Here is a 26,368-nt window from a genome sequence, read left to right on the forward strand (position 1 = left end):
TGGCTCGCAGGAACAGCGTTTAGCCGCGCGCCTTTACCACCTGTAACAGCGGCATCACGTCGCCCATATCAGGCCCGTGACCCTGACCGGTCAGCGCCTTGCGCAGCGGCATGAACAGGCCTTTGCCTTTGCGGCCAGTGGCCTCTTTCACGGCTGCGGTCCAGCTTTTCCAGGTGTCGCCGTCAAACGGGCCTTCGGGCAGCAGTTTCATCGCCTCAGCAATGAACTCCTTGTCCTCATCGGCAATCTCAGGCTCTGCCCCATCGCGGAACATCTCCCACCAGCTTTTGAGGTCACCGCGCACAGTGATGTTGTCACGGGTCACGGTCCAGAACTGTTCCGCCAGATCTGCGGGCACGCCAATTTCGGCGATCTGATCTGCCACAGCCGCCAAAGGCAGGGTCTGCAGATAATGCCCGGTCAGCGGGAACAGATCCTGCACATCAAACTTGGTCGGCGCTGAGCCGAATTTGTCGATGTCAAAGCCCTCTGCCAGTTCCGCCATCGAGGACCGCAGCTCCACCGGATCAGAAGAGCCCAGACGCGCCATCTGGCTGAGCAGCGCCAGCGGCTCCACCCCCTGTTCGCGCAGGTCCTTGATCGCCAAGGTGCCCAGACGTTTCGACAGCGCCTCACCCTGCGGGCCGGTCAGCAGCGAATGGTGGGCAAAGGCTGGAACCGTGCCGCCCAGCGCCTGGATCATCTGGATCTGGGTCGCGGTGTTGGTCACATGGTCGGAGCCACGCACAACATTGGTCACACCCATTTCGGTGTCATCCACGATCGAGGCAATGGTGTAAAGCACCTGACCATCGGCACGGATCAGCACCGGATCGGAAACCGAGGCCGCGTCGATCGAGATATCCCCCAGCACGCCATCGGTCCATTCAATCCGCTGGTGGTCCAGCTTGAAACGCCACACGCCATCGCCACGCTCCGCACGCAGAGCGTCTTTTTCAGCCTCAGACAGGGCCAGCGCGGCGCGGTCATAGACCGGCGGTTTGCCCATGTTCAGCTGTTTCTTACGTTTCAGGTCCAGCTCAGTCGGGGTTTCAAACGCCTCATAGAAGCGGCCCATGTCGCGCAGCTTATCCGCAGCCTCGGCATAGCGGTCCAGACGCAGCGACTGACGCTCCATCACATCCCATTCCAGCCCCAGCCATTCCAGATCCCGTTGGATCTGGTCGACATATTCTTCTTTCGACCGCTCTGGGTCGGTGTCATCAATGCGCAGAATGAACTTGCCGCCCGCCTTTTTGGCGATCAGGTAGTTCATCAGCGCGGTGCGCAGGTTGCCAACATGGATATAGCCTGTCGGCGAAGGGGCAAAACGGGTAACGGTCATCGTGATCTCCTGTTGCTGGGCCACATGTCACAGGTTGTGCGATTTGTCCAGTTGAGGCTGTATTTCCAAGGGGCGCGCACTGGTTATCACGAAAGCGTGAAAGCGCGGGACTGTTGCGCCAAGCCGCCTACCCTCCTGAGCCACTGATCTTGACCCGTTGATCTGTGGAGGAACCCCGAATGCCCCTGACGTCCCCGTTACTTTCGCGCCGCCATCTGTTGCTGGCGGGTGCAGCCCTGCCCGTTGCAGGCGCCCTTAGCCCGTCCCCTGCGTTTGCCGCTGCCGAAATGCTGGGTGCCGCGACACCCAGGTTCAACCGCTTCAAACTGGGCGAGATGGAGGTCACCACGCTGCTGGCCGGCACCCGCACCGTGGAAGAGCCGCAAAAGATCTTTGGCATGAATGTCAGCGCCGCGGAGTTTGCCCAAGCCTCGGACATGGCGAATATCCCCACCGATAAGGCGCAGTTCTTCTTCACCCCCACCATCGTTAACACGGGCAATGAGCTGGTGCTGTTTGACACCGGCCTCAACGGCGCAGGCATCGCTGCCGCGGTGATGGCCGCGGGTTATACACCCGATCAGGTGGATCTGGTGGTGATCACCCATATGCATGGCGATCACATTGGCGGCCTGCTGACCGATGGCGCCGCCACCTTCCCCAATGCCCGCTACGTGACCGGATCGACAGAGTTTGACCATTGGGCTGGGGCCGAGAACGAACGCTTCGAAGGCAACGTGCGCCCGCTGGCCGAACAGATGGCGATGATCGGCGATGGCGACAGCCCGGCCTCGGGCATCACCGCGATGGCGGCCTTTGGCCATACGCCGGGCCATATGACCTATATGCTGGAGTCGGGCGGCAAACAGCTGCTGATCGCGGCGGATTTTGCCAATCACTATGTCTGGTCGCTGGGCTATCCCGATTGGGAGGTGCGTTTTGACATGGACAAAGCCGCCGCCGCCCAGACCCGCCGCAAGGTGTTGTCGATGCTGGCCGCAGACCGCGTGCCGTTCATCGGTTACCACATGCCCTTCCCCGGCATGGGCTATGTCGAATCCCGCGGCGACGGCTTCCATTACACCGCTGCCAGCTATCAACACATGCTCTAATCTTCTCGGAAAGGCTCACGCAGGCTGGACCGGCCAGATCCGGTCCAGATCCTGCAATCCACTGCGGATCAATTCCGCCAGAACCTCCAGATCAATATCCGCCAGCTTGTTCACATAGAGGCAGGACTTGCCCAGCTTATGTTTGCCCAAACGGCCGAGGATCTCTGCGTAATCCTGATAGCCCGGCATGATGTAGATCGACAGGTTCGCCTTGCGCGGGCTGAAGCCAGTGGCCAGAAAATCTCCCTCACGCCCCGACTGATAGCGGTAATGATAGCGGCCATAGCCAATGATCGACGGCCCCCACATGGTGGGCTGATATCCAGTGACACGCTGGAACAGATCCAGCAGAACCATGCCATCCTCGCGCCGCCGAGCAGGCTCTACAGTCGCAAGGAAATCACGTGGGTTCAGATCGTGGGGTTGGGTTTTATTGGCCATGCCCCATGCTGACGCAGAGACATGCGGGGATCAAGCCAGTTGCGCTATGCAGGCGGATGGGCTGCGCAGTGAGTATTTTTGGCAAGATGAAATCCGCCTTTCACCTGCCCCGAAACCTCCCGCCGAAGGCAACCCGAGGGCCATAAGGCCCGAAAAATCCAGCGCGCCCCGATCAGGGGCGCACAATTTGGTTACGGGATGAATCAAGTGCCGCTGGGGTCACGCCAGCGGTTGACGATGGGGTAGCGGCGGTCCAGCCAGAAGGCTTTGCGCGACAGGCGGGTGCCGGGGGCGGATTGGAAGCGTTTGTATTCGCTGATCAACAGCAGATGCTCCACCCGTTTCACCGTGTCCCGCTCATAGCCCGCGGCCACGCAATCGGCGACTGAGGCTTCCTCATCCACCAGCATCGTGAGGATCCCATCGAGGATCTCATAGGGGGGCAGGCTGTCTTCGTCTTTTTGGTCGGGGCGCAGTTCGGCGCTCGGGGGTTTGTCGATGATCGAGACGGGTATAACCGTGCCTGCGGGCGCTTTCATCCAGGGGCGATGATTGGCATTGCGCCAGCGGCAGACGTCAAAGACGCGGGTTTTATACATGTCCTTGATCGGATTGTAGCCGCCGTTCATATCGCCGTAGATCGTGGCATAGCCGACGGCGACCTCGGATTTGTTTCCGGTGGTCAGCAACATCTCGCCAAACTTGTTGGAAAGCGCCATCAGCAACAGGCCACGCAGGCGGGACTGGATGTTTTCCTCTGTCAGGTCCTCATCATGGCCGGCAAACAGCGGCGCCAAGGTGCTGGTGACCGCCTGACGGCTTTCGGCGATTGGCACATAGTCGTAGTGGCAGCCGAGGTTCTTTGCCATTGCCTCGGCATCGTCGAGCGAGCCTTGCGAAGTATATTCCGACGGCAGCATCACGCAGCGCACGTTTTCCGGCCCCAAAGCGTCGGCCGCAATGGTGGCGACAATGGCGCTGTCGATGCCGCCGGAGAGGCCCAAGAGCACCTTTTTGAAACCGGATTTGCCACAGTAGTCGCGCAGGCTGTCGACCATGCAGCGATAGTCCTGCTCCATCTCTTCCGGCAGGGTGGCCTTGTCGCCTTCTTCGGCCTGCCAGCCATCGACGGTCCGTTTCAGGGTGACATGGGCCAGCGCCTCATCAAACAGCGGCAGCTGCAGCGCCAGTGCGCCGCCGGGGTTCAGGACAAAAGAGCCGCCGTCAAAGACCTGATCATCCTGTCCCCCCACCATGTTGAGGTAGATCAGCGGCAGGCCGGTTTCGACCACACGGGCGACCATGTGATTCATCCGGCGTTCGAACTTGCCGCGATAATAAGGCGAGCCATTGGGCACCAGCAGGAACTCGGCGCCGGTTTCTTCCAGCGTTTCCGAGACATCTTCGAACCAGGCGTCTTCGCAGATCGGGGAGCCGATGCGCACCCCCTCCACCTCATAGGGGCCGGCCATCGGCCCGTGGTCGAACAGGCGTTCTTCGTCAAAGACGGTGTAATTGGGCAGATGGTGTTTGCGACGGATATGGGCAATTTTGCCCCCCGACAGGATGTAATAGGCGTTGAACAGCTTGTCGCCTTCGGCCAGGGGCCCACCAATCGCAATGGCGGGTCCGTCAGTACAGTCAGCGGCCAGCGCCTCCATCAGCTGATAGGCGCGGGCCTGCAGCGCCGGTTTCATCACCAGATCCTGAGCGTTGTAGCCCAGCAGGAACATCTCAGGCAGGGCCACCAACTGGCTGCCTGCTTCTTTGGCGGCGGCCCAGGCGGTGCGGGCCTTGTCTGCGTTGCCGTCCAGATCCCCCATCACGGGGTTCAGCTGGGCCAGTGTCAGTCGGAAAGTATCGGCCAAATCCAGCGCTCCTCTTACGCGTCACAAGAGTGATGTATCAGATCATCCGGCAAGGGAAAGCCGATTTGAACGGAAAGCCGTTGCCTGATCGCAAGGAACCGCCTAGGTTTTTCCTGCTTCAGGAGAGGACAAAGCCCCCGCGTGACGGGGGATTTCGGGATTAAACATGGCAAAAAAGCACATTCTTCAAGCGGTTCTGATTTCGGGGATGACATTCAGCGCCGGTGCAGGCCAGGCACAGGACAGCAGCGGCAACACTGATGTTCTGACCAAGCAATATGACGATGGCGGGGTCTATGAAGGCACCTTCAAGGGCGGTCTGCAGCATGGCGCCGGTACCTATCGGCTGCCCAATGGCTATGAGTACACCGGCCAGTGGGTCGAGGGGGAAATCAAAGGCCTTGGCGTCGCACGCTTCCCCAACGGATCGGTCTATGAGGGGGCCTTTGAGAAAGGCAAACCGCATGGGCTGGGTAAGATCGTCTTTACCGATGGCGGCACCTATGAAGGGGACTGGGCCGAGGGCAAGATCACCGGTCAGGGCGTTGCAACCTATGCCAATGGTGTGCGCTATGAGGGCGGGTTCCTCAACGCGATGCATCATGGCCGCGGGTTGATGCAAAGCCCCGGCGGTTACGTCTATGACGGCGATTGGACCGATGGGGTGAAGGAGGGGCTTGGCAAAATCACCTACCCCGATGGCGCGGTGTATGAAGGGGCCGTGGCGCGCGGTGCGCGTGAGGGCCAGGGCACACTGACCATGCCGGACGGGCTGATTTACACAGGTCTGTGGAAAGACGGTCAGATCAACGGCAAGGGCCGTCTGACCCAGCCCAATGGCGATGTCTATGAGGGCATGCTGGTAGGGGGCCGCCGTGAGGGTCAGGGCAAGGTGACCTATGCCAACAGCGACACCTATGAAGGCGCCTTCAAAGATGACAAACGCCACGGCGCCGGCGTATTCACCGGCTCGGACGGCTATCTTTACGATGGCAGCTGGGTGGCCGGCCAGATCGAAGGTGACGGCACTGTGACCTATCCGGACGGCTCAATCTATGCCGGTCAATTCCGCGCCGGTCTGGCCGATGGCATTGGCAAAATCACCTATCCTGATGGGGCCACCTATGAAGGCGACTGGAAGACAGGTGTGATCGAAGGCCAGGGCAAGGCGGTCTATCCCAACGGGCTGACCTATGAGGGTGGTTTCCTCAATGCGCAGAACCACGGCTTTGGCATCATGACCTATGCCGACGGGTACCGCTATGAAGGCGACTGGCTGCAGGGGCAGCGGCATGGCAAAGGCCAGGCAACCTACGCCGACGGCACAATCTACAAGGGCGACTTTGTGGGTGGCCAGCGCGAAGGGATCGGCGAATTGGTGATGCCGGACGGCTTCCGCTACGTTGGCCAATGGGCCGCCGGTGAGATCTCGGGCAACGGGATCGCCACATATGCCAATGGCGACACCTATGAAGGCGCGTTCGAGAACGGCAAACGCTCGGGTCAGGGCACCATGCGCTACGCCACCGGCCAAGAAGCCAGCGGCACCTGGGAAAACGGCGCCCTGAACAAAGATGCCCCGGCGACGGACACGACAACCGACGCAGCAACCGGCAACTGAAGCCCGACAAAATGACAAAAGCCCCGGTCCTGCCGGGGCTTTTTCTATGCCTGTTTACACTACACCGTGTTCGTAACTCACACGCACAGTTCGAAGACCGTTTTTTGAAAGTCACCAGATGTTTCGTATATTGGCAAAAGTCATTGCAAGGCGCCGGTCTATTCAGTCCACACCGCCCGCCCCTAACAACCCGCTTGAGGCAAGACTCAACAACCACAGTGGGTTCGTGCGCGAGGCGGCTTTAAATCAGCTTGACGGTCCTGTTAACGATCCCGAAACGATCCGCGCGGTGTTTTTGCGGCTTAACGACTGGGTACCGAAGGTCCGGTCCGCCGCAATGGCGGCACTGCTACGTTGCGTGGAGACAACAAGCGCCGAAGTTTGGCTTCCGATACTGAAAACCCTACTGCCGCAAATGGGTACATGGCAAAGGTGGACAAAGGGCCCCCAGCCCACCCCGCGCGACGTGGCCTATGATCTGTTGCGACGTCAGGACGTGTTGGACGTTTTGTTGATCGAGTTCCTGCACAGCCGGGAAGCCAAATTAGGGAAGGTCTTTGCCCTCCTAAACGGCAATTTGCTGCTGGATGCACATCTGCAGGAGATCGCGTCGAAGACCACACTGCCGCATATACGCGGCACGGCCCTGACTTGCCTACTGACCGGAGAAATACGTTGGCCTACAGGTGCAACCCAGTTGGTTTGGGTAGACAAATCGCTGGGCAAGCGGCGATTGGAACGCGTTTACAAGACCCGGCCTCTGTCCGTCGATGTGCCTCTGCTGCAAGTGCTTGAAACAGCCACCGCAGACAAAGCACGTGGGGTACGGCTGAATGCGGCAGATGGGCTGATCGCGCATAAGCAAAACCCAGAGGTGACCCCACAAATCCCCGCTTTGATGGACCGTCTGGGCAACGATCCATCCCCTGCCATGCAAGGCCGTATGGAGTTTCTCAGACGCAAACTGGCCGAGGAATCGCGGATCTGAAAAAGCGAAGGGCGGCTGATGCCGCCCCTCATGATTGCCTCAAGCAGACACACAGGTTTTAGGACTCAAAACTTCCCGTTGCCATGAACCATTTCGGCGGGGGTGGGGGCAACGACGTCCCAGTGTTCGACGATTTTGCCTTCCTCTACACGCCAGAGGTCAAAGAAGGCCCAGGGTTTACCGCTGACCACCGCGTCAGAGGCGACGAAGACAAAGTTGCCTTCCGCCACAACAATCTGCGGTTCAAACTTGGTGATGACGAAGCCCTGATCGGCCCAGGCTTTGGTGCCCTCGAACAATCCGTCGATCCCGTCGGCAAGGTTGGGATTGTGCTGCATGTAGACCTCAGAATACATCGGCGCTTTTTCCGGGGCGGCACCGCCCAGAACGTCCCGCACAAAGCCCAAGACCAGCGCCTTGTTCTCCTCGGTTTTGTCGCGATCCGTGATCTCGGTTGCGCCATCGGTCATGCCACGGCCGGAAACGGTGGTTCCTGGCACAGGTTTCAGGTTGTCCCAATGTTCGGCGACCTTGCCATCCTCCACCCGGAAAATGTCGAAGGCGGCGAGGGTCGGGGCGCCGAAAGCATCGGCGTTTTCAAAGGTGCTGTGCAGCACAACCAGATCACCTTCGGACAGGACGCGGTGGGTTTTCACCGTCATGCCGGACTGTGCCACCAGCGGGATCAGCCCGGCCAGCCCGTCAGCCCCGGTGGGCACCTGCGGATTGTGCTGAATGTAGTCAGGCGTCACCAGCTGACGGGCGGCCTCGGGATCGTGATCGTGATCGTGATCGTGATCGTGATCGACGAAGGCGGCGGTGAAAAGAGCGATGACAAGTTCTTTGATGGCCATGGTGTGATCCTCTCATTCGTAGGGTGTGACTAAGTGGTATCAAATTCATACCGCATAGCAATTACGTACCTTGAAGTGACCTGGTATGCTGGACCCTACCTGCTCGTGCAGGCAGTACTTGTTGAGGTTCGGAGGCTTCGTTACTGTAGAGGTAAGTTGCGAATCACTACTAGGAATGATCATGCTACCAATTGGCGTTGCCAATAAGGCCGAGGCCTCGAACTGCTGCATCCGATCCGTGCTGTCCAATGTGACGGGCAAGTGGCGGATGATCGTCATTCTAGCGCTGGAGGATGAGCCGAAACGGTTTGGCGATCTGAAACGCTGTATCGGCGATGTGACCCAGAGCGTGCTGACAGAGAACCTGCGCGGATTGCAGCGCGATGGCTATCTGACGCGCACGGTTGATCCCGGCCCGCCGGTGGCCGTGTCTTATGAGCTGACGCCTCGCGGGCGTAGCCTGCTGGAGCTGCTGAAACCGTTGGTGTTCTGGTCACATGATCAGATGGACCCGGTGCGGCAAACCCGGATGGAGTATGATCGGGCCAACGCAAAGTAGTGGGCTCCCGGTTAGCGCTTCACCAGACCACCCGCTTGCTCTGCCAGTCGAAAAACCCACCGCTGTCTTCGGGAGTTAGCCCCGCAATGACCTCCAGCAGGTTGTGGGCCGCCGTTTCTGGAAGAACGGTTGTGTGGCGGGCGGCATAGTTTTTGGTAAACGGAGTGGTCACCGTGCCCGGATGCAGCGCGGCGCAGATGACGCCCTTGTGACTGCGGGCCAATTCAATCGCAGCAGTGTGGATCACCTGATTAAGCGCCGCCTTGGCGCTGCGATAGCTGATCCAGCCACCCAGCCGATTGTCGCCGATGGATCCCACCCGTGCAGACAGCGCCGCAAAGACCGCTCTGCCCTGACGCGGCAGCAAGGGCAGCGCGTGTTTCAAAACCAAGGCAGGCCCAAGGCAGTTGACCGCAAACTGATCCTGCATCGCAGCCGGGTCCAGCGCCTTGAGGGTCTTTTCCGGCGGCTGCCCCGCACCATGCAATGCGCCAGTGGCGACAAAAATCAGATCATAGGGCCCCTGCAACGCTTGCAAATGCGCCTGCACCGAGGCCTCATCTGTAATGTCCAAACCCTGTTGCGACCGCGACAGTGCGGTGACAGCCACACCGCGCTGCACCAGCTCTGCAACAACCGCTGCGCCGATCCCACCGGAGGCGCCAATAATCAATGCGCGTTTCATGAGGGCTGATCTAGCGACAGATAAGCCCCTGCCAAGGGCAGATTCCCACTTTTCATTTCAAACAAGCCGGTTATAACTTCGCCCCATGATGATGAAGGGCCATATCATTTCGACCGATCCCCGTGCTGGCTGCGCGGGCGTTTCGGCTGCCCTCATCCTACTGCTAAGCCGCCTCTGAGCGTGCCGTTTTGGCGCGACCGCTCAGAGGATGTGCCTGTTTCGCGCCCAAACCCGCAAAACCCAACCACCGGCTTACGCACGTAATTACATAAGAGACCTGACATGACCGATTCCGCGACCACATCCCCCGCGCAAGATCACGTATTGATCTTTGACACCACGCTCCGCGATGGCGAACAAAGCCCCGGCGCCACCATGACCCATGACGAAAAGCTCGAAATTGCCGAGATGCTGGACGAAATGGGTGTGGACATCATCGAGGCCGGGTTCCCCATCGCCTCGGAAGGTGACTTCAACGCGGTGAAAGAGATCGCCCAGCGTTCCAAGAACTCGGTGATCTGTGGCCTGTCGCGTGCCAACTTCAAGGACATCGACCGCTGCTATGAAGCGGTGAAACACGCCGCCCAGCCGCGCATTCACACCTTTATCGGCACCTCGCCGCTGCACCGCGCCATTCCCAACCTTACCAAGGATGAGATGGCCGAGAAGATCCATGAGACCGTGACCCACGCCCGCAACCTCTGTGACAACGTGCAATGGTCGCCGATGGATGCGCTGCGCACCGAACATGACTACCTGTTCCGGGTGATCGAGATCGCGATCAAAGCCGGCGCCACCACCATCAACATCCCTGACACGGTGGGCTACACCATCCCGCGTGAAAGCGCTGACCTGATCGCCAAGATTCGTGCCAATGTGCCAGGTGCGGATGAGGTGATCTTTGCCACCCATTGTCACAATGACCTTGGCATGGCGACCGCCAACTCGCTGGCGGCGGTTGAGGCGGGGGCGCGTCAGATCGAATGCACCATCAACGGTCTGGGCGAACGCGCTGGCAACACCGCACTGGAAGAGGTTGTGATGGCCCTGAAGGTGCGCAATGACACCATGCCCTATGCCACCGGCATCGACACCACCAAGATCATGGGCATCTCGCGCCGTGTGGCAGCGGTGTCGGGCTTTAACGTGCAGTTCAACAAGGCAATTGTGGGCAAGAACGCCTTTGCCCATGAAAGCGGCATCCATCAGGACGGCATGCTGAAGAACGCTGAGACGTTTGAGATTATGCGCCCCGAAGATGTGGGCATCGCCGGCACCTCGCTGCCGCTTGGCAAACATTCGGGCCGTGCGGCGCTGCGCTCGAAGATGACGGAACTTGGCTTTGAACTGGCCGACAATCAGTTGAACGATCTGTTTGTGCGTTTCAAAGAGCTGGCAGACCGCAAGAAAGAGGTCTTTGACGATGATATCATTGCGCTGGTGCAGGTCGAGGCCGGTCAGGCCGACGCCGATACCATCCAGCTGAAACGTCTGCGGGTGATCTGTGGCACCGACGGCCCGCAGGAGGCTGATCTAACGCTTGAGATTGACGGCGAAGAGAAAAACATCGACGCCACCGGTGACGGCCCTGTGGATGCGGCTTTTAACGCGGTGAAAATGCTGTATCCGCATGGCGCCCGTCTGCAGCTTTATCAGGTGCACGCTGTGACCGAAGGCACAGATGCGCAGGCCACTGTTTCTGTGCGAGTGGAAGAGGACGGGCGCATTGCCACCGGCTCTTCTGCGGATACCGACACGGTGGTGGCCAGTGTGAAGGCCTATATCTCGGCATTGAACCGCCTGATCGTGCGCCGCGAAAAAGTGGCGCCGGGCGGCGACAACAAAGAGATCAATTACAAAGACATGCACTGATTCCTTGCGCAAAATGCCTTGTTTTAAGGCCTACGCGCATAAATTGTCACACCGTCGAAAGAGAGCCCCGGATATATCCTCCGGGGCTTTTTTATGACTCATTGGTCGGGGCCTGATCGCTGCGACCAAGGTTGGTGTATATTTGCGCCCATGAATGAGCTAAGCCCTCCCTGCGAGCCGGTCACGCCACTTCGTGGTGACCGGTCTTCGACGTTGGGGACAAAGACAAGCGTGATCAGGCGTCTGAACATCGGAAACAGTCGGATTTTTCCGGCGCCGCAGCGGTATCGCCGACAGGTGAGAACCTCCTATTCGGTGGTTCTCATCCTGATGCTGCTTGCGTTTTACAGCGGTGCGACAAACGTCTTCTTTGGCGGATTTTATTCCGGCATCGCCTCTGGCGTGGCCATCGCTGGTTTTCTGTTTTCCGGCTACCTGCATCACATCGGCCGCCACACCTTGGCGCGGGTCAACCTGCTGGTCTTTGCCAACCTCTCAACCTTTGCCGCCGCGTTCTTTCTTGATCCCAACAGCAACATCGCGCTGTTTTTGCTAGCGTTTGTTGGCCTGCCGTTCATTGTGATGTCCTGGCGGGAGCGGCGCAAAGTGACCCTGGCGCTTTGCACCCTGCCGCTGGTGTTGTGGATCATCCTGATGGTGACCAACTATGGCAACGGCGCCTTTGTTGAGATCGACCCGGAGGTTTCAGCGATTTTCGGCTATAGCCAGTCGATCATGGTCTTTGCCCTCGTGGCCATCGAATTTGCCTATTATGATTGGGTCACCCAGAATTACTCCCGCGCGATGCGCCGTTCACTGCGCAATGAAGAACGCGCCAATAAGGCAAAAACCACCTTCTTGCGCTCGATGAGCCATGAGATGCGCACGCCGCTGAACGCCATCCTCGGGGCGTCTGACCTGCTGGCGCATCACCCGCGGGCCACCCCCGATATCAAACGTCTGGCACGGATCATTGACGATGCGGGCTCCGATATCCTGAGCCTGACCGAAAAGAGCATGGCCTATGGTCGGATCACCGCGGGCAATTATGAAACCCGCAGCGAGGCCGCAGATCCCCTGGGATTGATCGAGCCAATCACCGAACGCTTCCGCGACAAGATCGAGCGTAAGGACATCGCGCTGGAGATCAGCAAGACCAATCACCGCAAGGTGCTGGTCGACAGCATCATGTTCACCGAGGCGATGACCCAGGTCGTCGAAAATGCCGTGGCCTATACGCCGAACCACGGCAAAATCCGCCTGTCGATCGAGGACGGCCCTTCCGGGTTTGTCCGCCTCATGGTCAGCGACACCGGCCCCGGCATTCCCGAGGCGCGGCGGCATCAAGTGTTCCGCCCCTATGAGCGGCTGGACCAGACCTATGGCACCAAATCCGGCAGCGGCGTTGGCCTGACTATTGCGAAATCCTATATCGACGCGATGGGCGGCCGGATTGGTCTGGACAAGGGCAACAGCGAAGGCAGCACCATTGGCACCCACATCTGGGTCGAAGTGCCCGTTGCTTGACCTGACACCCACAGCACCAACCTGTGGCCGCAGCCACGCAGATGTGACCTGATCGCCCCCTTTCCCCGCCTCTCCGTAGCTTTGACACATTGAACCAACGCGCCCGTGTGGCTATGAGGCTTGGGAACAGAATTGGAAGGGCGGAACAGATGGATCATTTCCTATATCGCGATGGCGCTTTGCATGCCGAAGATGTGCCTGTGGCAGAAATCGCGGCCAAGGTGGGCACGCCGTTCTATTGCTATTCCACCGCCACGCTGCTGCGCCACTTCCGCCTGTTTGACGAGGCGCTGAACGGCATCGACCATCTGGTCTGCTACGCGATGAAAGCGGCGTCCAACCAGGCAATCCTGAAAACACTGGCGCAGGCGGGTGCAGGTATGGATGTGGTTTCGGGTGGGGAATATGCTCGGGCCATTGCGGCGGGCGTGCCGGGCGACAAGATCGTTTTCTCCGGCGTGGGTAAAACCGCCGAAGAAATCCGCGCCGCCCTGACCGGCGGTATCCGCCAGTTCAACGTTGAATCCGAACCTGAGATGGAAGTGATTAACGCGGTGGCGCTGGAGCTGGGCAAGGTTGCGCCGATCACTGTGCGGGTGAACCCGGATGTGGATGCCAAGACCCACGCCAAAATCGCCACCGGCAAATCTGAAAACAAATTCGGTATTCCGATTGCCCGCGCCCGCGAAGTTTATGCCCGCGCCGCCGCACTGCCCGGCCTGAAGGTTGTGGGCATCGACGTGCATATCGGCAGTCAGCTGACCGACCTGGAGCCCTTCCGTCAGGCCTATCGCAAAGTGGCTGATCTGACCGAGAGCCTGCGTGAAGACGGCCATGAGATCATCCGCCTTGATCTGGGCGGTGGTCTGGGCATTCCTTACACCCGCTCCAACGAAGCCCCGCCGCTGCCGGTGGAATATGGCGCGATGATCAAGGAAGAGCTGGGCCATCTGGGCTGTGAGATTGAAATTGAACCGGGCCGACTGATCGCAGGCAACGCCGGGATCATGGTCTCCAAGGTGATCTATGTGAAATCCGGCGAAGGTCGTGATTTCCTAATCCTCGACGGCGCTATGAACGATCTGCTGCGCCCTGCCATGTATGAGGCCCATCACGACATCGTGCCGGTGGTGGAACCCGAAGCAGGCGTTGAACAGCAGCCCTATGACATCGTGGGGCCGGTCTGTGAAACCGGCGATACTTTCGCCAAAGAACGCATGATGACCCCGCTGGCGCCAGACGATCTGGTCGCCTTCCGCTCGGCCGGGGCCTATGGCGCGGTGATGGCGAGCGAGTATAACACCCGCCCGCTGATCCCCGAGGTTCTGGTGCATGGGGATCAATTTGCCGTCATTCGCGAACGACCAACGTTTGACGAGATGATGAATCGAGATACCATCCCAGAGTGGCTGTAATGCGATCCCCGCGTTGCAGCGCGGGGAGAGCGGATGACAGACCCGAAGGCCGTATCGGAAAACACAGCTGATCACAGCGTTGGCCCACTGGCAGCGGATGCACCCAAACCGGTGCGCCTGCCGCTGTGGCCGATCCGGCTGACCTGGCTGGGGCTGCTGTCTGAAAACCTGGCGCTGGCGTTCTGGCCGTTCTGGTCCCTGGCGATGGTCGCCATTGGCCTGTTGATGATCGGCCTGCCCGAGATGCTGCCGCAAGTGGCCCTGCAAATCGGGGCGGGACTGGCGGCGTTTGGGCTGATCGGAACCTTGGGCTGGGGGCTGTGGTCGTTCCGGCTGCCCGCCAAAGGCGCGGCGCTGGCACGGGTGGACGCCACCCTGACGGGACGCCCGATCCAGACCGTTCTCGACACGCAGGCAATTGGCGCAGGTGATCCCGCCTCCAGCGCGCTGTGGCGGGCGCATCAGGCGCGCATGGCCAAACGCATGGACGCGGCCCGCGCTGTGGCCCCGGATGTGGTATTACCGAAACGCGATCCCTACGGGCTGCGCCTGCAGGCAGCTTTGGTGCTGGCGGTTGGGCTGCTGTTTGGCTCCCTCGCCCGTGTGGCGGAGGTGGATGGCCTGACCGGAACCGGACAGGCGCTGGCCGCTGGTCCAACATGGGAAGGCTGGATTGAAGCGCCGAGCTACACCGGGCTGCCGACCCGCTATCTGGCGGATCAAAGCGATGACGTCTTGGAGGTGGCGGAAGGCAGCCGGCTGATCCTGCGTCTTTACGGCGAGGTTGGGGCGCTGGCCTTGCGCGAAACCATTTCCGGCCAACCCATTGAAAACGCAGAAGCTGACCGCTCCGCACCGGAACAGACCCTCGATATCACTCAAAACGGCGCGCTGACCATTGAAGGCCCGGGCGGGCGCAGCTGGGCGGTGACCGTCTTGCCCGACATGGCCCCGCGCGTGGCCATCGCGGCTGCACCGGAAACCAGTTTTGAGGGGCAGATGAGCCTCGATTTCGAGGCCACGGATGACTACGGCATCATTGGCGGCACTGCCACGATCTCGCTTGATCTGGCGGCGGTGGACCGCCGCTTTGGCCTGTCACTGGAACCGGAACACCGTGACGCGCTGATCAGCAACCTGCCGCTGCCCATCGCTGGATCCCGCGCTGAGTTCACCGAGACCCTGATCGAAGATTTTTCGCAGCACCCCTGGGCGCATCTGCCGGTCGAGATTGCCTTCGCGGTAGAAGATGCCGCCGGTCAGTCCGGCATGGCCGAACCGTTGCTGATCCCTCTGCCTGCGCGTCGCTTCTTTGACCCGATGGCGGCGGCGGTGATCGAACAACGGCGTGACCTGCTGTGGAACCGCGACAACGCCCCGCGCGTGGCGCAGATCATGCGGGCGATCAGTTGGAAACCCGAAGACCGCCTGTTCCGTGACGAAGGCAGCTACCTGCAATTCCGCGAAATCCTGCGCCGTCTCGAGGGGGCCACGCCAGCGGGGCTGACCGATGAGACCGTCACCGAACTGGCCGCAGCGCTTTGGGATCTGGCGGTGCAGCTAGAGGATGGCGACATCGACGATGCGCTGGAACGGATGCAGGCCGCGCAGGAACGTCTGTCCGAAGCCATGCGCAACGGCGCCTCGGAGGAGGAGATCGCCGAATTGATGCAGGAGCTGCGCGACGCCACACAGGATTACCTGCGGCAACTGTCCCGTCAGGCGCAACAAGAACAGCAGGACATGGACGAGTTTGAACAGGCGGAAAATCAGAATTCGATGCAGATGGATATGAACGATCTGCAAGCGATGATGGACCGCATTCAAGAGCTGATGGAACAAGGCCGCATGGCAGAGGCGCAGCAGGCGCTGGAAGAGTTGCAGCAGCTGATGGAGAACATGCAGGTCACCCAGGGACAGGGGCAGCCCTCGCCGGGGCAACAGGCGATGGACGATCTGGCCGAAACCCTGCGCGATCAGCAGGGGCTGTCGGATCAGGCCTTCCGTGATCTGCAGGAACAGTTCAACCCCAACGCCAATCAGGGCCAGTCACAACAGAACGAAGGCCGCAATGGTGGCGAGGGCCGCGGCCAGAGCCACGAAGGCCAGAACGGTCAGGGCCAGAACGGCGAAGGCCCCGGTGGTCAGCCTGGGCAAGAGGGTCAGAGCGGCCAAGACGGTCAGCCCGATCAACGCAGCCTTGCCGATCGTCAGCAGGCGCTGCGGGATGAGCTGAACCGGCAGCTTGGCAACCTGCCCGGTCAAGGCTCGGACGCGGGGGATGCCGCCCGCGAGGCCCTGCGGGGCGCCGAACGGGCGATGGATGGTGCAGAACAGTCGCTGCGGCAGAACGATCTGGCGGGTGCCATCGACCAACAGGCCGAAGCGATGGATCAACTGCGCGAAGGCATGCGCAATCTGGGTGAGGCGCTGGCAGAGGCGCAGCGCGAACAGCAACCGGGTCAGGGACAGGCCGATGGCAACACTGCTGGGGCGCAACGGGACCCGCTAGGCCGCAATCCCGGATCAGGCGGGGCGCTGAACGGCGACGACAACATGCTGCAGGGCGAAGATGTCTACCGCCGTGCTCGTGAGTTGCTGGACGAAATCCGCCGCCGCTCGGGCGAAGGGGGACGTCCTGAGGAAGAGCTGGACTACCTGAAACGCTTGCTTGACCGGTTCTGATTTTGGCACGTGATGTCAGGCACGTAGCATCAAGCCGGCCTCGATGACCTGCAAGCTGGCCTCGACTTGGCCGGCAAAGGCGACCTCAGGAATGTCAAACAGCGCCGCGTGGGTGATCATCCCGTCCAGCATCGCCGCCAGCGCACGCCCCGCCGCTTCGGGCTCCACATCCCGCCGGATGGCGCCCTGAGCCTGAAGGTCGGTCAGCGCGGCGCTGTAGCTTTGCCCCAACCGTTGAAAATACCCTGCGATCAGCTGCCGCAGACCGCCGTCTTCCAACCCCGGCCCCATGACCTCAAAGAACATGCGGATTGCCTGCCGGTTCTCCCCACCCCGCAGCAGCGTATCGCGTAGCTGTTCCATCAGGCTCGCCAAATCAGCGGGCGGGCCCTGCTTGCTGATAGCCTCGATCATGGCGAACTCTCGCGCGATCAACGCTTGGGTTAAGGCGGCCTTGCTTGAAAAATAGAGGTAAAGCGTTCCCTTCGCGAGCCCCGCCGCCTGCGCCACATCCGACATGCGTGCTGCGTGATAGCCACGGGTGGCGAAACAGCTGAAAGCCGCGCTTAGGATACGGTCCTGCATGGCCTCTACATCAACAATTTTGGGCATGTTCGCGCCTCATCTCAAAACCAAAGCCATCATAAATGACTCGAAAGTCATTTAAAAGCACTATAAATGACCAACAAGTCATTTTAAACGTGAGTCGCAAAATGCCCACAATCACCCCAACCAAACCCATCCCTTTGAGGATCTGTATTGCCGGCGCGACAGGCTATCTGGGGCGCCATCTGGTCCGCGAGGCGCACAAGCGCAGCCATCAGGTCACCGCCTTGGTCCGCGCCGCGTCCAAGGCGCGGTTTCCCGATGGGGTCACCATTGTGCAGGGCGAAGCAACCCAGCCGGAAACTCTGGCCCCTTTACAGGCGGCACTGGCAGGAACGGATGTGATGATCTCTGCCCTGGGGTTAACGCGGCAAAAGGACAAGCTGCGGTACAAAGATGTGGATTTTCAGGCCAATATGAACCTGCTCGACCTTGCGCAGGCGGCCGGTGTGCCGCGTTTTGCCTATGTGCATGCGCTGGTACGCGGCAAACCCAAATCCGACCTGCTCGCCGCAAAATCGCAATTTGTGCAGGCGCTGAGGGCCGCGCAGATTGAAAGCCACATCTTCCGACCCGGCGGCTATTTTGTGGATATGGAGGCGGTGCTAGACATGGCCCGCAGCGGCAGGATCTGGGCGGTTGGGGATGGTAGCGTGCGGCTGAACCCGATTGAAGGCGCGGATCTGGCGCAGACAATCCTTGATGCTCTGGAACGTGGCGAAAATGATCTGGAAATTGGCGGGCCGGAGGTGCTGAGCCTTGATGAAATCGGCGCGCTGGCCTTTGCGGCGCTGGGGCAACCGGTCAGGATCACCCACTTGCCGCGTGGGTTGGCTGTGGCCTTACTGGCCCTCCTCAAACCGCTGACACCGCGCCACATCTGGGGGCCGTTTGAGTTCTTCCTTGCGGCCAGTGCGCAGGATGCCATTGGTCCGGCCTATGGCGCGAAAACTCTAGGCGCACATTTCAAAGCCCTTGCCGCTAAGCCAGAGGCTAAATAACAAAAGCCGCCAGATCCCTGGCGGCTTTTAAATCCGGTTTAGAGCCGCCATCCGATTGACAGTGGGCCTTTGCTTACACCCACACCGCCAGAGGTGGTCACACCGTTCTTACCGATATTCACCGAGGCCGTCGCCGCAGGCTTTAACGGTTCGCCGTCGACACCACAGGCAGCCAGCGCCAGCAGGCTGAGGGTCAGGAGAAGTGGTTTCATTCCAGTTCTTTCTTCCAGCGTTTGATTTGCACCAACACCTGCGCAGGTGCCGTGCCCCCGTAAGACATGCGCGACGCCACGGAATTATCAACCCCAAGCACGCCAAAGACCTCTTCGGTGATCTGGTTGTTGACCGATTTCATGTCCTCCAGCGTCAGATCCGGGAGGTCACAGCCTTTTTCCTCGGCCAGGGCCACCAGCGAACCGGTCGCATGGTGGGCGTCGCGGAACGGCATGTTCAGCGCCCGTACACACCAATCCGCCAGATCAGTCGCGGTGGAGAAGCCAGAGCCAGCCGCGGCGGCGAGCGAGTCCTTGTTGCCGGTCATATCACTGACCATGCCGGTCATCGCAGCAAGCGACAGCAAGAAGTTGTCGGCGGCATCGAACACCTGTTCCTTATCTTCCTGCATGTCCTTGGAATAGGTCAGCGGCAGGCCCTTCATCACGGTCATCAGCGCAACATTGGCGCCAAAGATCCGTCCCAGCTTGGCGCGCAGCAGTTCAGCCGCGTCAGGGTTGCGTTTCTGCGGCATGATCGATGAGCCGGTGGACCACTTGTCCGACATAGTAACAAAGCGGAACTGCGCCGAAGACCAGATCACCAGCTCTTCGGCAAAGCGCGACAGGTGCATGGCGCAGATCGAAGCGTTGGACAGGAACTCCAGCGCGAAGTCACGATCCGCCACCGCATCCAGCGAGTTTGCCGCCGGACGGTCAAACCCCAGCGCTGCCGCCGTCATATGGCGGTCGATCGGGAAAGAGGTGCCAGCCAGCGCCGCCGCGCCCAGCGGCGATTCGTTCATCCGCGCACGGGCGTCCTGAAAGCGGCTGAGGTCTCGGCCCAGCATTTCCACATAGGCCATCATATGGTGGCCCCAGGTCACCGGCTGGGCGGTCTGCAGGTGGGTGAAGCCCGGCATCACCCAGTCATACCCCACCTCAGCCTGACCAACGAGCGCCTGGATCAGCGCCTCAATGCCTTCGATGGCGGCGTCGATCTGATCGCGCACCCAAAGCTTGAAGTCAGTGGCCACCTGATCGTTGCGCGACCGCGCCGTGTGCAGACGGCCTGCAGGTTCGCCCACGATCTCTTTCAAACGGGCCTCAACATTCATGTGAATATCTTCCAGGGCGGTGGAGAACTGGAAGGTGCCGCTTTCAATCTCTGACAAGACCGTGAGCAGCCCTTCCCGAATGACCTCGGCATCGCTATCAGTAATGATGCCTGTGGCAGCCAACATGGCGGCATGGGCCCTGGAACCTTCGATGTCCTGTTTGGCCATGCGCTGGTCGTAGCCGATCGAGGCGTTGATCGCCTCCATGATCGCGTCTGGCCCGGCAGCGAAACGGCCGCCCCACATCTGGTTCGAGGATTTGTCACTCATGGTCTGCCCCTTGGGAGGAAAAATGCGAAAGATTGTTGCCACCGTCCTTTATACGGCCTTGATGCTTGGTGCAAATGGCGCTGCGGCGACGGACCTTGATGGCCTGCGCGAGATGCGCGCTGGTGACATGCGCAAACTGATTGTGCATGCCGAACCCAAGGTGCTGAAAGGGCAGGATTTCGTGACCATCGACGATGCTCCGGTGTCGCTTGCGGATTATGAAGGCAAATATGTGCTGGTGAACTTCTGGGCCACCTGGTGTGCGCCTTGCCGGGCAGAGATGCCGGCGCTGGACGCCCTCAACACCGAGTTTGGCGGTGATGATTTTGAGGTCATCACCATTGCCACCGGTCGCAACCCGATCCCTGCGATGAAGAAATTCTTTGCCGAGGTCGACATCCAGACCCTGCCGCTGCACCGCGACCCCAAACAACAACTGGCCCGCCAGATGGCGGTGATTGGCCTGCCGCTGACCGTCCTGCTGGACCGCGAGGGCCGCGAGATTGGCCGCCTGATTGGCGACGCGGAATGGCATCATGACGACGCTCGCGCGCTGGTCACCACATTGATTGCCGGTGAAAGCTGAGGCTGCGCACCAGCCGTTAAGCGCCTGTTAGGGAGCGCTGAGGCATGCTCTTTCTGATTCTATCAGGAGGATGCAGATGCAACGCCGCCCGCCCCCGGTTGATGTGCCCCCCGGGCAAGATAGCCCGTTGTCCTATGCCGTTCACAGCCGTGACGTCGATGTGTTGAATACGGTGCGTGCAGCCCTGCGCCACGGGGAGGTATTTCTGGCCTATCAACCGGTGATGGAGGCCCGGCGCGCGGGCCATGTCGCCTTTTATGAGGGGCTGTTGCGGGTGATGGACCCGACCGGCCGGGTGATTCCGGCCCGCGACTTCATCCAGATCGCCGAAGAGCAGGAGTTGGGCCGCCAATTGGACTGCGCCGCGTTGGAGTTGGGGTTGCGAACCTTGCTGGACGCCCCCGAGGTGCGGCTCTCGCTCAACATGTCCGCCCGTTCCATCGGTTACGGGGAATGGCTGCGGGTGCTGCGGGCCGGTCTGGCGCAGGATCCCAGCATTGGCGAACGCCTGATCCTTGAGATCACCGAAGCCTCTGCAATGCGCGTGCCCGAACTGGTGATGGGATTCATGCGGCAGATGCGACGTCATGGAATTGCCTTTGCGCTGGATGAATTTGGAGCCGGCCTGACATCACTGCGCCACCTCAGGGATTTCCGTTTTGATCTGGCGAAGTTCGACCAGCAATTCTGCGCCCAGATGCGCAACACACCCTCCAACCAGCTGCTGGTACAGGTCATGGCGCAGATCTCGCGCAAGTTCTCGATGATGACTGTCGCCACCGGGGTAGAGGAGAAAAGCACCGCCACCTGGCTGCGCACCGTTGGGGTGGATTGTCTGCAGGGGTACCACTTTGCCGCGCCCACGATGCAGCCGCCTTGGTTGCCCGAAAACCGCAAAGGGGTGGGCTGATCGCCCGCGCGCCAAGTGTCGCAAAACATACACCAACGCATTTTTCTGCATCGCGGCAATTCCCCGCGCTTGCCGCACTGCGGCGAATGTTCTATGACCAAGGGGAAGGCGGGAAGTTTTGGGCCCGCGACGCTTCGCGTTCCCAGGGACTTCTCGGCCAATGTTTTGGTGGAGGAAGAACATGACCAATGTCGTCATCGTATCGGCAGCACGGACCGCTGTCGGCTCGTTCAGCGGCTCTTTTGCAAACACCCCGGCGCATGATCTTGGCGCCTCGGTTCTGGAAGCTCTGGTAGAGCGTGCCGGCATCGACAAAGCGGATGTTTCAGAGACCATTCTGGGTCAGGTGCTGACCGCCGGCCAGGGACAGAACCCGGCCCGTCAGGCGCATATCAACGCCGGTCTCCCGATCGAAAGCGCTGCCTGGTCGCTGAACCAGGTCTGTGGCTCCGGCCTGCGCGCGGTTGCCCTTGGCGCCCAACATGTGCAGCTGGGCGACGCAAACATCGTCGCGGCCGGCGGTCAGGAAAACATGTCGCTCAGCCCCCATGTGGCGCACCTGCGGGCGGGCACCAAGATGGGTGACGTGAAATACATCGACTCGATGATCCGCGACGGTCTTTGGGATGCCTTCAACGGCTACCATATGGGCCAGACCGCCGAAAATGTTGCCGAGAAGTGGCAGATCAGTCGTGACATGCAGGATGAATTTGCCCTCGCGTCGCAGAACAAGGCGGAAGCCGCTCAAAAGGCTGGTAAATTTGACGATGAGGTGATCCCTTTCACCATCAAGACCCGCAAGGGCGACATCATTGTCGACAAGGATGAATACATCCGCCACGGCGCAACACTGGAAAGCATGCAGAAGCTGCGCCCCGCCTTTGTGCGTGACGGTGGCACCGTGACGGCGGCCAATGCCTCGGGCATCAACGATGGCGCCGCCGGTGTGCTGCTGATGAGCGCCGATGAGGCCGAAAAACGCGGCCTGGAACCGCTGGCCCGCATCGCGTCTTACGCCACAGCCGGTCTGGACCCATCGATCATGGGGGTCGGCCCGATCTACGCCTCGCGCAAGGCGCTGGATAAGGCCGGTTGGGCCGCCGAAGATCTGGATCTGGTGGAAGCCAACGAAGCCTTCGCCGCACAGGCCTGCGCCGTGAACAAGGATATGGGCTGGAACCCTGACATCGTGAACGTTAACGGTGGCGCCATCGCCATCGGCCACCCAATCGGCGCCTCAGGCTGCCGCATTCTGAACACGTTACTGTTTGAAATGAAGCGGCGTGAGGCCAAGAAAGGCCTCGCCACTCTTTGCATCGGCGGTGGCATGGGCGTGGCCATGTGCCTGGAACGTCCCTGAGGGTCGCGGTGAGCACGCAACAACATATCAAAGGGCGCCGCAACGGCGCCCTTTTTTTGTGCAACCTTTTGATCAAACCGTGCTGCAGGTGCGAAAAAGCGCCACAGGGCGAAAATTATCCGCGCAACAATGTTGCGTTATGCAGAAACCATACGTAACAGTATTACCAACGCAAATTCCGGAACGGAGAGAAGACCATGGCAAGAATTGCACTTGTAACCGGCGGCTCGCGCGGCATTGGCGCTGCGATTTCCAAGCAGCTGAAGTCTGAGGGTTACGAAGTGGCCGCGACTTATGCGGGCAACGATGAGGCCGCAGCCAAATTCACCGAAGAGACCGGCATCAAGACCTACAAATGGAACGTCGCTTCCTATGAGGACAGCGCCGCCGGCATCGCCAAGGTAGAAGCCGATCTGGGCCCGATCGATGTTGTGGTTGCCAACGCCGGCATCACCCGCGACGCCCCGTTCCACAAGATGACACCGGAGCAGTGGCATCAGGTGGTCGACACCAACCTGACCGGTGTGTTCAACACGGTGCACCCGATTTGGCCGGGCATGCGGGAGCGCAAGTTTGGTCGCATCATCGTGATCTCATCGATCAACGGTCAGAAAGGCCAGTTCGCGCAGGTGAACTACGCCGCCACCAAGGCGGGCGATCTGGGCATCGTCAAATCGCTGGCGCAGGAAGGCGCCCGCGCTGGCATCACCGCCAATGCCATCTGCCCCGGCTATATCGCCACCGAAATGGTTATGGCCGTGCCGGAGAAAGTGCGCGACTCGATCATCGGGCAGATCCCAACCGGTCGCCTGGGCGAGCCCGAAGAAATTGCCCGCTGCGTTGCTTTCCTGGCTTCGGACGATGCGGGGTTCATCAACGGCTCGACCATCTCGGCCAATGGTGGGCAGTTCTTCGTCTGAGCCGCAAAACACTGCAAAATGACAAAGGCCGCCCCGGGATCCCCGTGGGCGGCCTTTTCGTCTCGTAAGTCCTGAGATCAGGTCAGCGGGACGGTCCCGTAAGTGCCGGTCGGGGTCTTGGCCGGCGCAGCGGAACGGAAGAGGCTGCGGAAAAAGCCAACGAAGGCGGCGCCACGGGCGGCGTGGGCGGCAGCGTAGGCGGCTTGGCTCTGGCGGGTCTGTGCAACTTCGATCATGGATCTTCTCCTGCATTAGAATGTCTGAACTGTCCTCAATATGAGCTTCGGTCGGGCCGCTGACAAACGAGACTTTTCATAGCTTCAGTTAAACTGTATTTAACTGATATGCCTGATCGTCTGCCCCCTTAACCGCCCTGCGCGCCTTTGAGGCGGCGGCGCGCCATATGTCCTTTGCCCAAGCGGCAGAGGAGTTGCATGTGACGCCCGCCGCGCTGTCCTATCAGATCAAATCTCTTGAAGAGCATCTGGGCGAGCCGCTGTTCATTCGCTTGAACCGTGCGGTGGAGCTGACCGAGGCAGGTCGCGCCTTGGCGCCGGGGGCCAACGAAGGGTTTCAGACCCTGACAAATGCCTGGCGGGCAACCAAACGGCTGCAGGACAACATGACACTCAATGTCACTGCCGGACCGGCCTTTACCGCAAAATGGATGGCACCGCGGCTTTACGAATTTGCCCGCGCCCACCCCAAGGTGGATCTGCGGTTTTCGGCAACACTGCGGATGATGGATTTTGACCGGGATGAGGTCGATGTGGCGATCCGTTTTGGCTATGGGCCGGACCAAGGGGTGTTTTCGCAGAAACTCAGCAGCGAGTGGTTCACGCCGGTGATGACACCGGAGCTGGCCGAGCGTTACCCGACCCCAGAAAGCCTGACCGAGGCGCCGCTGATCTTTGACGAATCGACCAATTTCCTGCGGCCTGCCTGTGACTGGCCAACGTGGTTCCGGGCGATGGGCGTCGATTTCTCCCCGCGCCACGGGCTGCATTTTTCCGGTGCGGATCACGCGGTGGACGCGGCCCTCACGGGCGGCGGCGTGGTGCTGGGACGGCGCGCGATGGTGGTGAAGGACCTCTATGACGGGCGGCTGGTTGCGCCTTTCGGCGTGGCATTGGGGACCAAGGCACATTTCAGGTTCCTGTGTCGTCAGGGGACCGAAAATCGTCCCCAAATCGTGGCCCTGCGGGAATGGATGCTTGCGGAAATTGCCAAAACCATCTCTGTTCACAACGCGCTAACCATCATTCCGGTAGAGGATGTCGCCCCCGCATGAGCAGCCTGTCCCCAGAACGACCACAACAAATAGCCCGCAGCCGCGCCACCGGTATCGGCTTCATCGCCGTTTTGCTTTGGGCACTTCTGGCCCTGTTCACCGTGGGCACCGCACCTACGCCGCCTTTGCTGCTGAACGCGATCTGCTTTGCCATCGGCGGCACGCTGGGGCTGATCTGGACCGCGCGCGGCGGTGGGTTTGGCAAGCTGAAGGATGTGCCGTTGAAGGTCTATGTCTTTGGCACCATTGGGCTGTTTGGCTATCACGCGCTTTATTTCAGCGCCTTGCGCCTGGCACCACCGGCTCAGGCGGGGCTGATTGCCTATCTCTGGCCTTTGCTGATCGTGCTGTTTTCCGGCCTTCTGCCCGGCGAACAACTGCGCGCGGGGCACTTCATTGGCGGGCTGACCGGCTTTGCCGGGGCTGCTCTGATCATTCAGGGGGGCGGCAGCGGCTTTGATGCGGCCGCCCTGCCCGGCTACCTGCTGGCTTTTGGCTGTGCGCTGTTTTGGTCGGGTTATTCCGTGCTGTCCCGCCGTCTGGGCGACATCCCGACCGAGGCCGTGGCGGTGTTCTGTGTCGCGACCGCAGTGCTGTCAGCGGGGCTGCACCTGTTGACCGAAGAAACACTGTGGCCGCAGACCGCATGGGCCTGGGCCTCAGCGCTGGCGCTGGGGTTGGGCCCGGTGGGGCTGGCGTTTTATGTCTGGGATATCGGGGTCAAGCGTGGGGACATCCAGCTGTTGGGCGTGTCCTCTTATGCGGCACCTCTGCTGTCAACGCTGGTGCTTGTCGGCTTTGGGATTGCCGCCCCAAGTTGGACCCTGGGGCTGGCGGCTTTGCTGATCACGGGGGGGGCTTTGCTTGCGGCCCGTGCCAGTTTGAAAGCGTAGATCAGGCTGTCGCTGTCGACAGTCGCTCGATCTCTTCTTTTAGACGCAGCTTCTGTTTTTTCATTTCGGCAATTTCCGCATCCGAGGTGCCGGGGGCGCGTTGCGCTTCCTCAACCTGGTGCGAGAGGGCACTGTGCTTCTTCTTCAGTTCTTCGATATGCGAACTCAAGGCCATATATTTCTCCTCTCAATGTAAGTGCTGAACCTTCAGTCGATCACAGATTTTCGC

At 60.4% G+C, this 26,368-nt stretch carries 24 protein-coding genes and 1 pseudogene; 15 read left to right on the forward strand and 10 right to left on the reverse strand.

Annotated elements, in window-relative coordinates; genetic code table 11:
- Nucleotides 1–19: 19 nt before the first annotated feature.
- Entirely contained in the window at nucleotides 20–1,345 is a 1,326-nt protein-coding gene (gltX, locus tag SIC14_RS01470; protein WP_412564082.1) for a glutamate--tRNA ligase, read from the reverse strand.
- A 179-nt stretch (nucleotides 1,346–1,524) separates the two neighbouring features.
- On the opposite strand from gltX, the gene SIC14_RS01475 reads away from it, so the two are divergent.
- Nucleotides 1,525–2,457: an MBL fold metallo-hydrolase gene (locus SIC14_RS01475; RefSeq protein WP_412564083.1), complete on the forward strand. Its 933-nt coding sequence runs from the start codon at nucleotides 1,525–1,527 to the stop codon at nucleotides 2,455–2,457.
- Nucleotides 2,458–2,472: 15 nt separating this feature from the next.
- Here the strand turns inward: SIC14_RS01475 and SIC14_RS01480 are convergent, their stop codons facing one another.
- Both SIC14_RS01480 and SIC14_RS01485 read right to left on the reverse strand, forming a co-directional pair.
- Entirely contained in the window at nucleotides 2,473–2,898 is a 426-nt protein-coding gene (locus SIC14_RS01480) for a DUF1801 domain-containing protein (RefSeq protein WP_412564084.1), read from the reverse strand.
- Between the two features lie 203 nt (nucleotides 2,899–3,101).
- Nucleotides 3,102–4,766 carry an NAD+ synthase gene (locus SIC14_RS01485; RefSeq protein WP_412564085.1) on the reverse strand — a complete coding sequence of 555 codons (1,665 nt, stop codon included), beginning with the start codon at nucleotides 4,764–4,766 and terminating at the stop codon, nucleotides 3,102–3,104.
- Between the two features lie 208 nt (nucleotides 4,767–4,974).
- On the opposite strand from SIC14_RS01485, the gene SIC14_RS01490 reads away from it, so the two are divergent.
- Nucleotides 4,975–6,387 carry a 2-isopropylmalate synthase gene (locus SIC14_RS01490; RefSeq protein ID WP_412565805.1) on the forward strand — a complete coding sequence of 471 codons (1,413 nt, stop codon included), beginning with the start codon at nucleotides 4,975–4,977 and terminating at the stop codon, nucleotides 6,385–6,387.
- A 118-nt stretch (nucleotides 6,388–6,505) separates the two neighbouring features.
- Nucleotides 6,506–7,375, forward strand: a complete 870-nt coding sequence (locus SIC14_RS01495) for a hypothetical protein (protein ID WP_412564086.1) — start codon at nucleotides 6,506–6,508, stop codon at nucleotides 7,373–7,375.
- Between the two features lie 65 nt (nucleotides 7,376–7,440).
- Here SIC14_RS01495 and SIC14_RS01500 read toward each other — a convergent pair whose 3' ends face one another.
- The gene (locus tag SIC14_RS01500) at nucleotides 7,441–8,229 is read right to left on the reverse strand and encodes a nuclear transport factor 2 family protein (protein WP_412564087.1); all 789 of its coding nucleotides are present in this window, start codon (nucleotides 8,227–8,229) and stop codon (nucleotides 7,441–7,443) included.
- Nucleotides 8,230–8,410: 181 nt separating this feature from the next.
- On the opposite strand from SIC14_RS01500, the gene SIC14_RS01505 reads away from it, so the two are divergent.
- The gene (locus SIC14_RS01505) at nucleotides 8,411–8,788 is read left to right on the forward strand and encodes a winged helix-turn-helix transcriptional regulator (protein ID WP_058245044.1); all 378 of its coding nucleotides are present in this window, start codon (nucleotides 8,411–8,413) and stop codon (nucleotides 8,786–8,788) included.
- A gap of 19 nt (nucleotides 8,789–8,807) precedes the next feature.
- Here SIC14_RS01505 and SIC14_RS01510 read toward each other — a convergent pair whose 3' ends face one another.
- The gene (locus SIC14_RS01510) at nucleotides 8,808–9,473 is read right to left on the reverse strand and encodes an SDR family NAD(P)-dependent oxidoreductase (protein WP_412564088.1); all 666 of its coding nucleotides are present in this window, start codon (nucleotides 9,471–9,473) and stop codon (nucleotides 8,808–8,810) included.
- 282 nt (nucleotides 9,474–9,755) lie between these two features.
- Between SIC14_RS01510 and SIC14_RS01515 the strand changes: the two genes are divergently transcribed.
- The 4 genes from SIC14_RS01515 to SIC14_RS01530 all read left to right on the forward strand — a co-directional run bounded on the left by SIC14_RS01515 (nucleotide 9,756) and on the right by SIC14_RS01530 (nucleotide 16,972).
- Nucleotides 9,756–11,345 (forward strand): 2-isopropylmalate synthase, encoded by a 1,590-nt coding sequence (locus tag SIC14_RS01515; protein WP_412564089.1) that lies wholly within the window; start codon nucleotides 9,756–9,758, stop codon nucleotides 11,343–11,345.
- Nucleotides 11,346–11,675: 330 nt separating this feature from the next.
- Complete coding sequence (locus SIC14_RS01520; RefSeq protein WP_412564090.1) at nucleotides 11,676–12,872, forward strand: sensor histidine kinase; 1,197 nt, start codon at nucleotides 11,676–11,678, stop codon at nucleotides 12,870–12,872.
- 149 nt (nucleotides 12,873–13,021) lie between these two features.
- Nucleotides 13,022–14,287: a diaminopimelate decarboxylase gene (lysA, locus tag SIC14_RS01525; protein ID WP_412564091.1), complete on the forward strand. Its 1,266-nt coding sequence runs from the start codon at nucleotides 13,022–13,024 to the stop codon at nucleotides 14,285–14,287.
- A 33-nt stretch (nucleotides 14,288–14,320) separates the two neighbouring features.
- On the forward strand, nucleotides 14,321–16,972 hold the full coding sequence (locus SIC14_RS01530) for a TIGR02302 family protein (protein ID WP_412564092.1): 2,652 nt from the start codon (nucleotides 14,321–14,323) through the stop codon (nucleotides 16,970–16,972).
- A gap of 15 nt (nucleotides 16,973–16,987) precedes the next feature.
- Here the strand turns inward: SIC14_RS01530 and SIC14_RS01535 are convergent, their stop codons facing one another.
- Nucleotides 16,988–17,584 (reverse strand): TetR/AcrR family transcriptional regulator, encoded by a 597-nt coding sequence (locus tag SIC14_RS01535; RefSeq protein ID WP_412564093.1) that lies wholly within the window; start codon nucleotides 17,582–17,584, stop codon nucleotides 16,988–16,990.
- Between the two features lie 101 nt (nucleotides 17,585–17,685).
- Here SIC14_RS01535 and SIC14_RS01540 point away from each other — a divergent pair, with 101 nt between their 5' ends.
- Nucleotides 17,686–18,579, forward strand: a complete 894-nt coding sequence (locus SIC14_RS01540) for an SDR family oxidoreductase (RefSeq protein WP_412564094.1) — start codon at nucleotides 17,686–17,688, stop codon at nucleotides 18,577–18,579.
- A 38-nt stretch (nucleotides 18,580–18,617) separates the two neighbouring features.
- Here the strand turns inward: SIC14_RS01540 and SIC14_RS01545 are convergent, their stop codons facing one another.
- Nucleotides 18,618–18,791 carry a hypothetical protein gene (locus SIC14_RS01545; RefSeq protein ID WP_412564095.1) on the reverse strand — a complete coding sequence of 58 codons (174 nt, stop codon included), beginning with the start codon at nucleotides 18,789–18,791 and terminating at the stop codon, nucleotides 18,618–18,620.
- On the reverse strand, nucleotides 18,788–20,179 hold the full coding sequence (gene argH / locus SIC14_RS01550) for an argininosuccinate lyase (RefSeq protein WP_412564096.1): 1,392 nt from the start codon (nucleotides 20,177–20,179) through the stop codon (nucleotides 18,788–18,790). The genes SIC14_RS01545 and argH overlap by 4 nt, the downstream gene beginning before the upstream one ends.
- A gap of 22 nt (nucleotides 20,180–20,201) precedes the next feature.
- Here argH and SIC14_RS01555 point away from each other — a divergent pair, with 22 nt between their 5' ends.
- The 4 genes from SIC14_RS01555 (at nucleotide 20,202) to phbB (ending at nucleotide 23,955) form a co-directional block, all read left to right on the forward strand.
- Nucleotides 20,202–20,765, forward strand: a complete 564-nt coding sequence (locus SIC14_RS01555; RefSeq protein ID WP_412564097.1) for a TlpA disulfide reductase family protein — start codon at nucleotides 20,202–20,204, stop codon at nucleotides 20,763–20,765.
- 76 nt (nucleotides 20,766–20,841) lie between these two features.
- The gene (locus SIC14_RS01560) at nucleotides 20,842–21,675 is read left to right on the forward strand and encodes an EAL domain-containing protein (RefSeq protein WP_412564098.1); all 834 of its coding nucleotides are present in this window, start codon (nucleotides 20,842–20,844) and stop codon (nucleotides 21,673–21,675) included.
- A 181-nt stretch (nucleotides 21,676–21,856) separates the two neighbouring features.
- Nucleotides 21,857–23,035, forward strand: coding sequence for an acetyl-CoA C-acetyltransferase (locus SIC14_RS01565; protein ID WP_412564099.1), 1,179 nt, complete (start codon nucleotides 21,857–21,859; stop codon nucleotides 23,033–23,035).
- A 197-nt stretch (nucleotides 23,036–23,232) separates the two neighbouring features.
- Nucleotides 23,233–23,955 carry an acetoacetyl-CoA reductase gene (gene phbB, locus SIC14_RS01570; protein ID WP_412564100.1) on the forward strand — a complete coding sequence of 241 codons (723 nt, stop codon included), beginning with the start codon at nucleotides 23,233–23,235 and terminating at the stop codon, nucleotides 23,953–23,955.
- A gap of 77 nt (nucleotides 23,956–24,032) precedes the next feature.
- On the opposite strand, the gene SIC14_RS01575 is transcribed toward phbB, so the two are convergent.
- Entirely contained in the window at nucleotides 24,033–24,191 is a 159-nt protein-coding gene (locus SIC14_RS01575) for a hypothetical protein (RefSeq protein ID WP_412564101.1), read from the reverse strand.
- Nucleotides 24,192–24,299: 108 nt separating this feature from the next.
- Between SIC14_RS01575 and SIC14_RS01580 the strand changes: the two are divergent.
- Nucleotides 24,300–25,246 (forward strand): annotated as a pseudogene (locus SIC14_RS01580) (transcriptional regulator GcvA).
- A 29-nt stretch (nucleotides 25,247–25,275) separates the two neighbouring features.
- Complete coding sequence (locus tag SIC14_RS01585) at nucleotides 25,276–26,139, forward strand: DMT family transporter (protein WP_412565806.1); 864 nt, start codon at nucleotides 25,276–25,278, stop codon at nucleotides 26,137–26,139.
- Between the two features lies 1 nt (nucleotide 26,140).
- Here SIC14_RS01585 and SIC14_RS01590 read toward each other — a convergent pair whose 3' ends face one another.
- Nucleotides 26,141–26,314, reverse strand: coding sequence for a YdcH family protein (locus SIC14_RS01590; RefSeq protein ID WP_082626421.1), 174 nt, complete (start codon nucleotides 26,312–26,314; stop codon nucleotides 26,141–26,143).
- Nucleotides 26,315–26,368 lie beyond the last annotated feature (54 nt).

The sequence above is a fragment of the Thalassobius sp. MITS945101 genome (assembly GCF_047123305.1).
GTDB lineage: Bacteria > Pseudomonadota > Alphaproteobacteria > Rhodobacterales > Rhodobacteraceae > Thalassobius.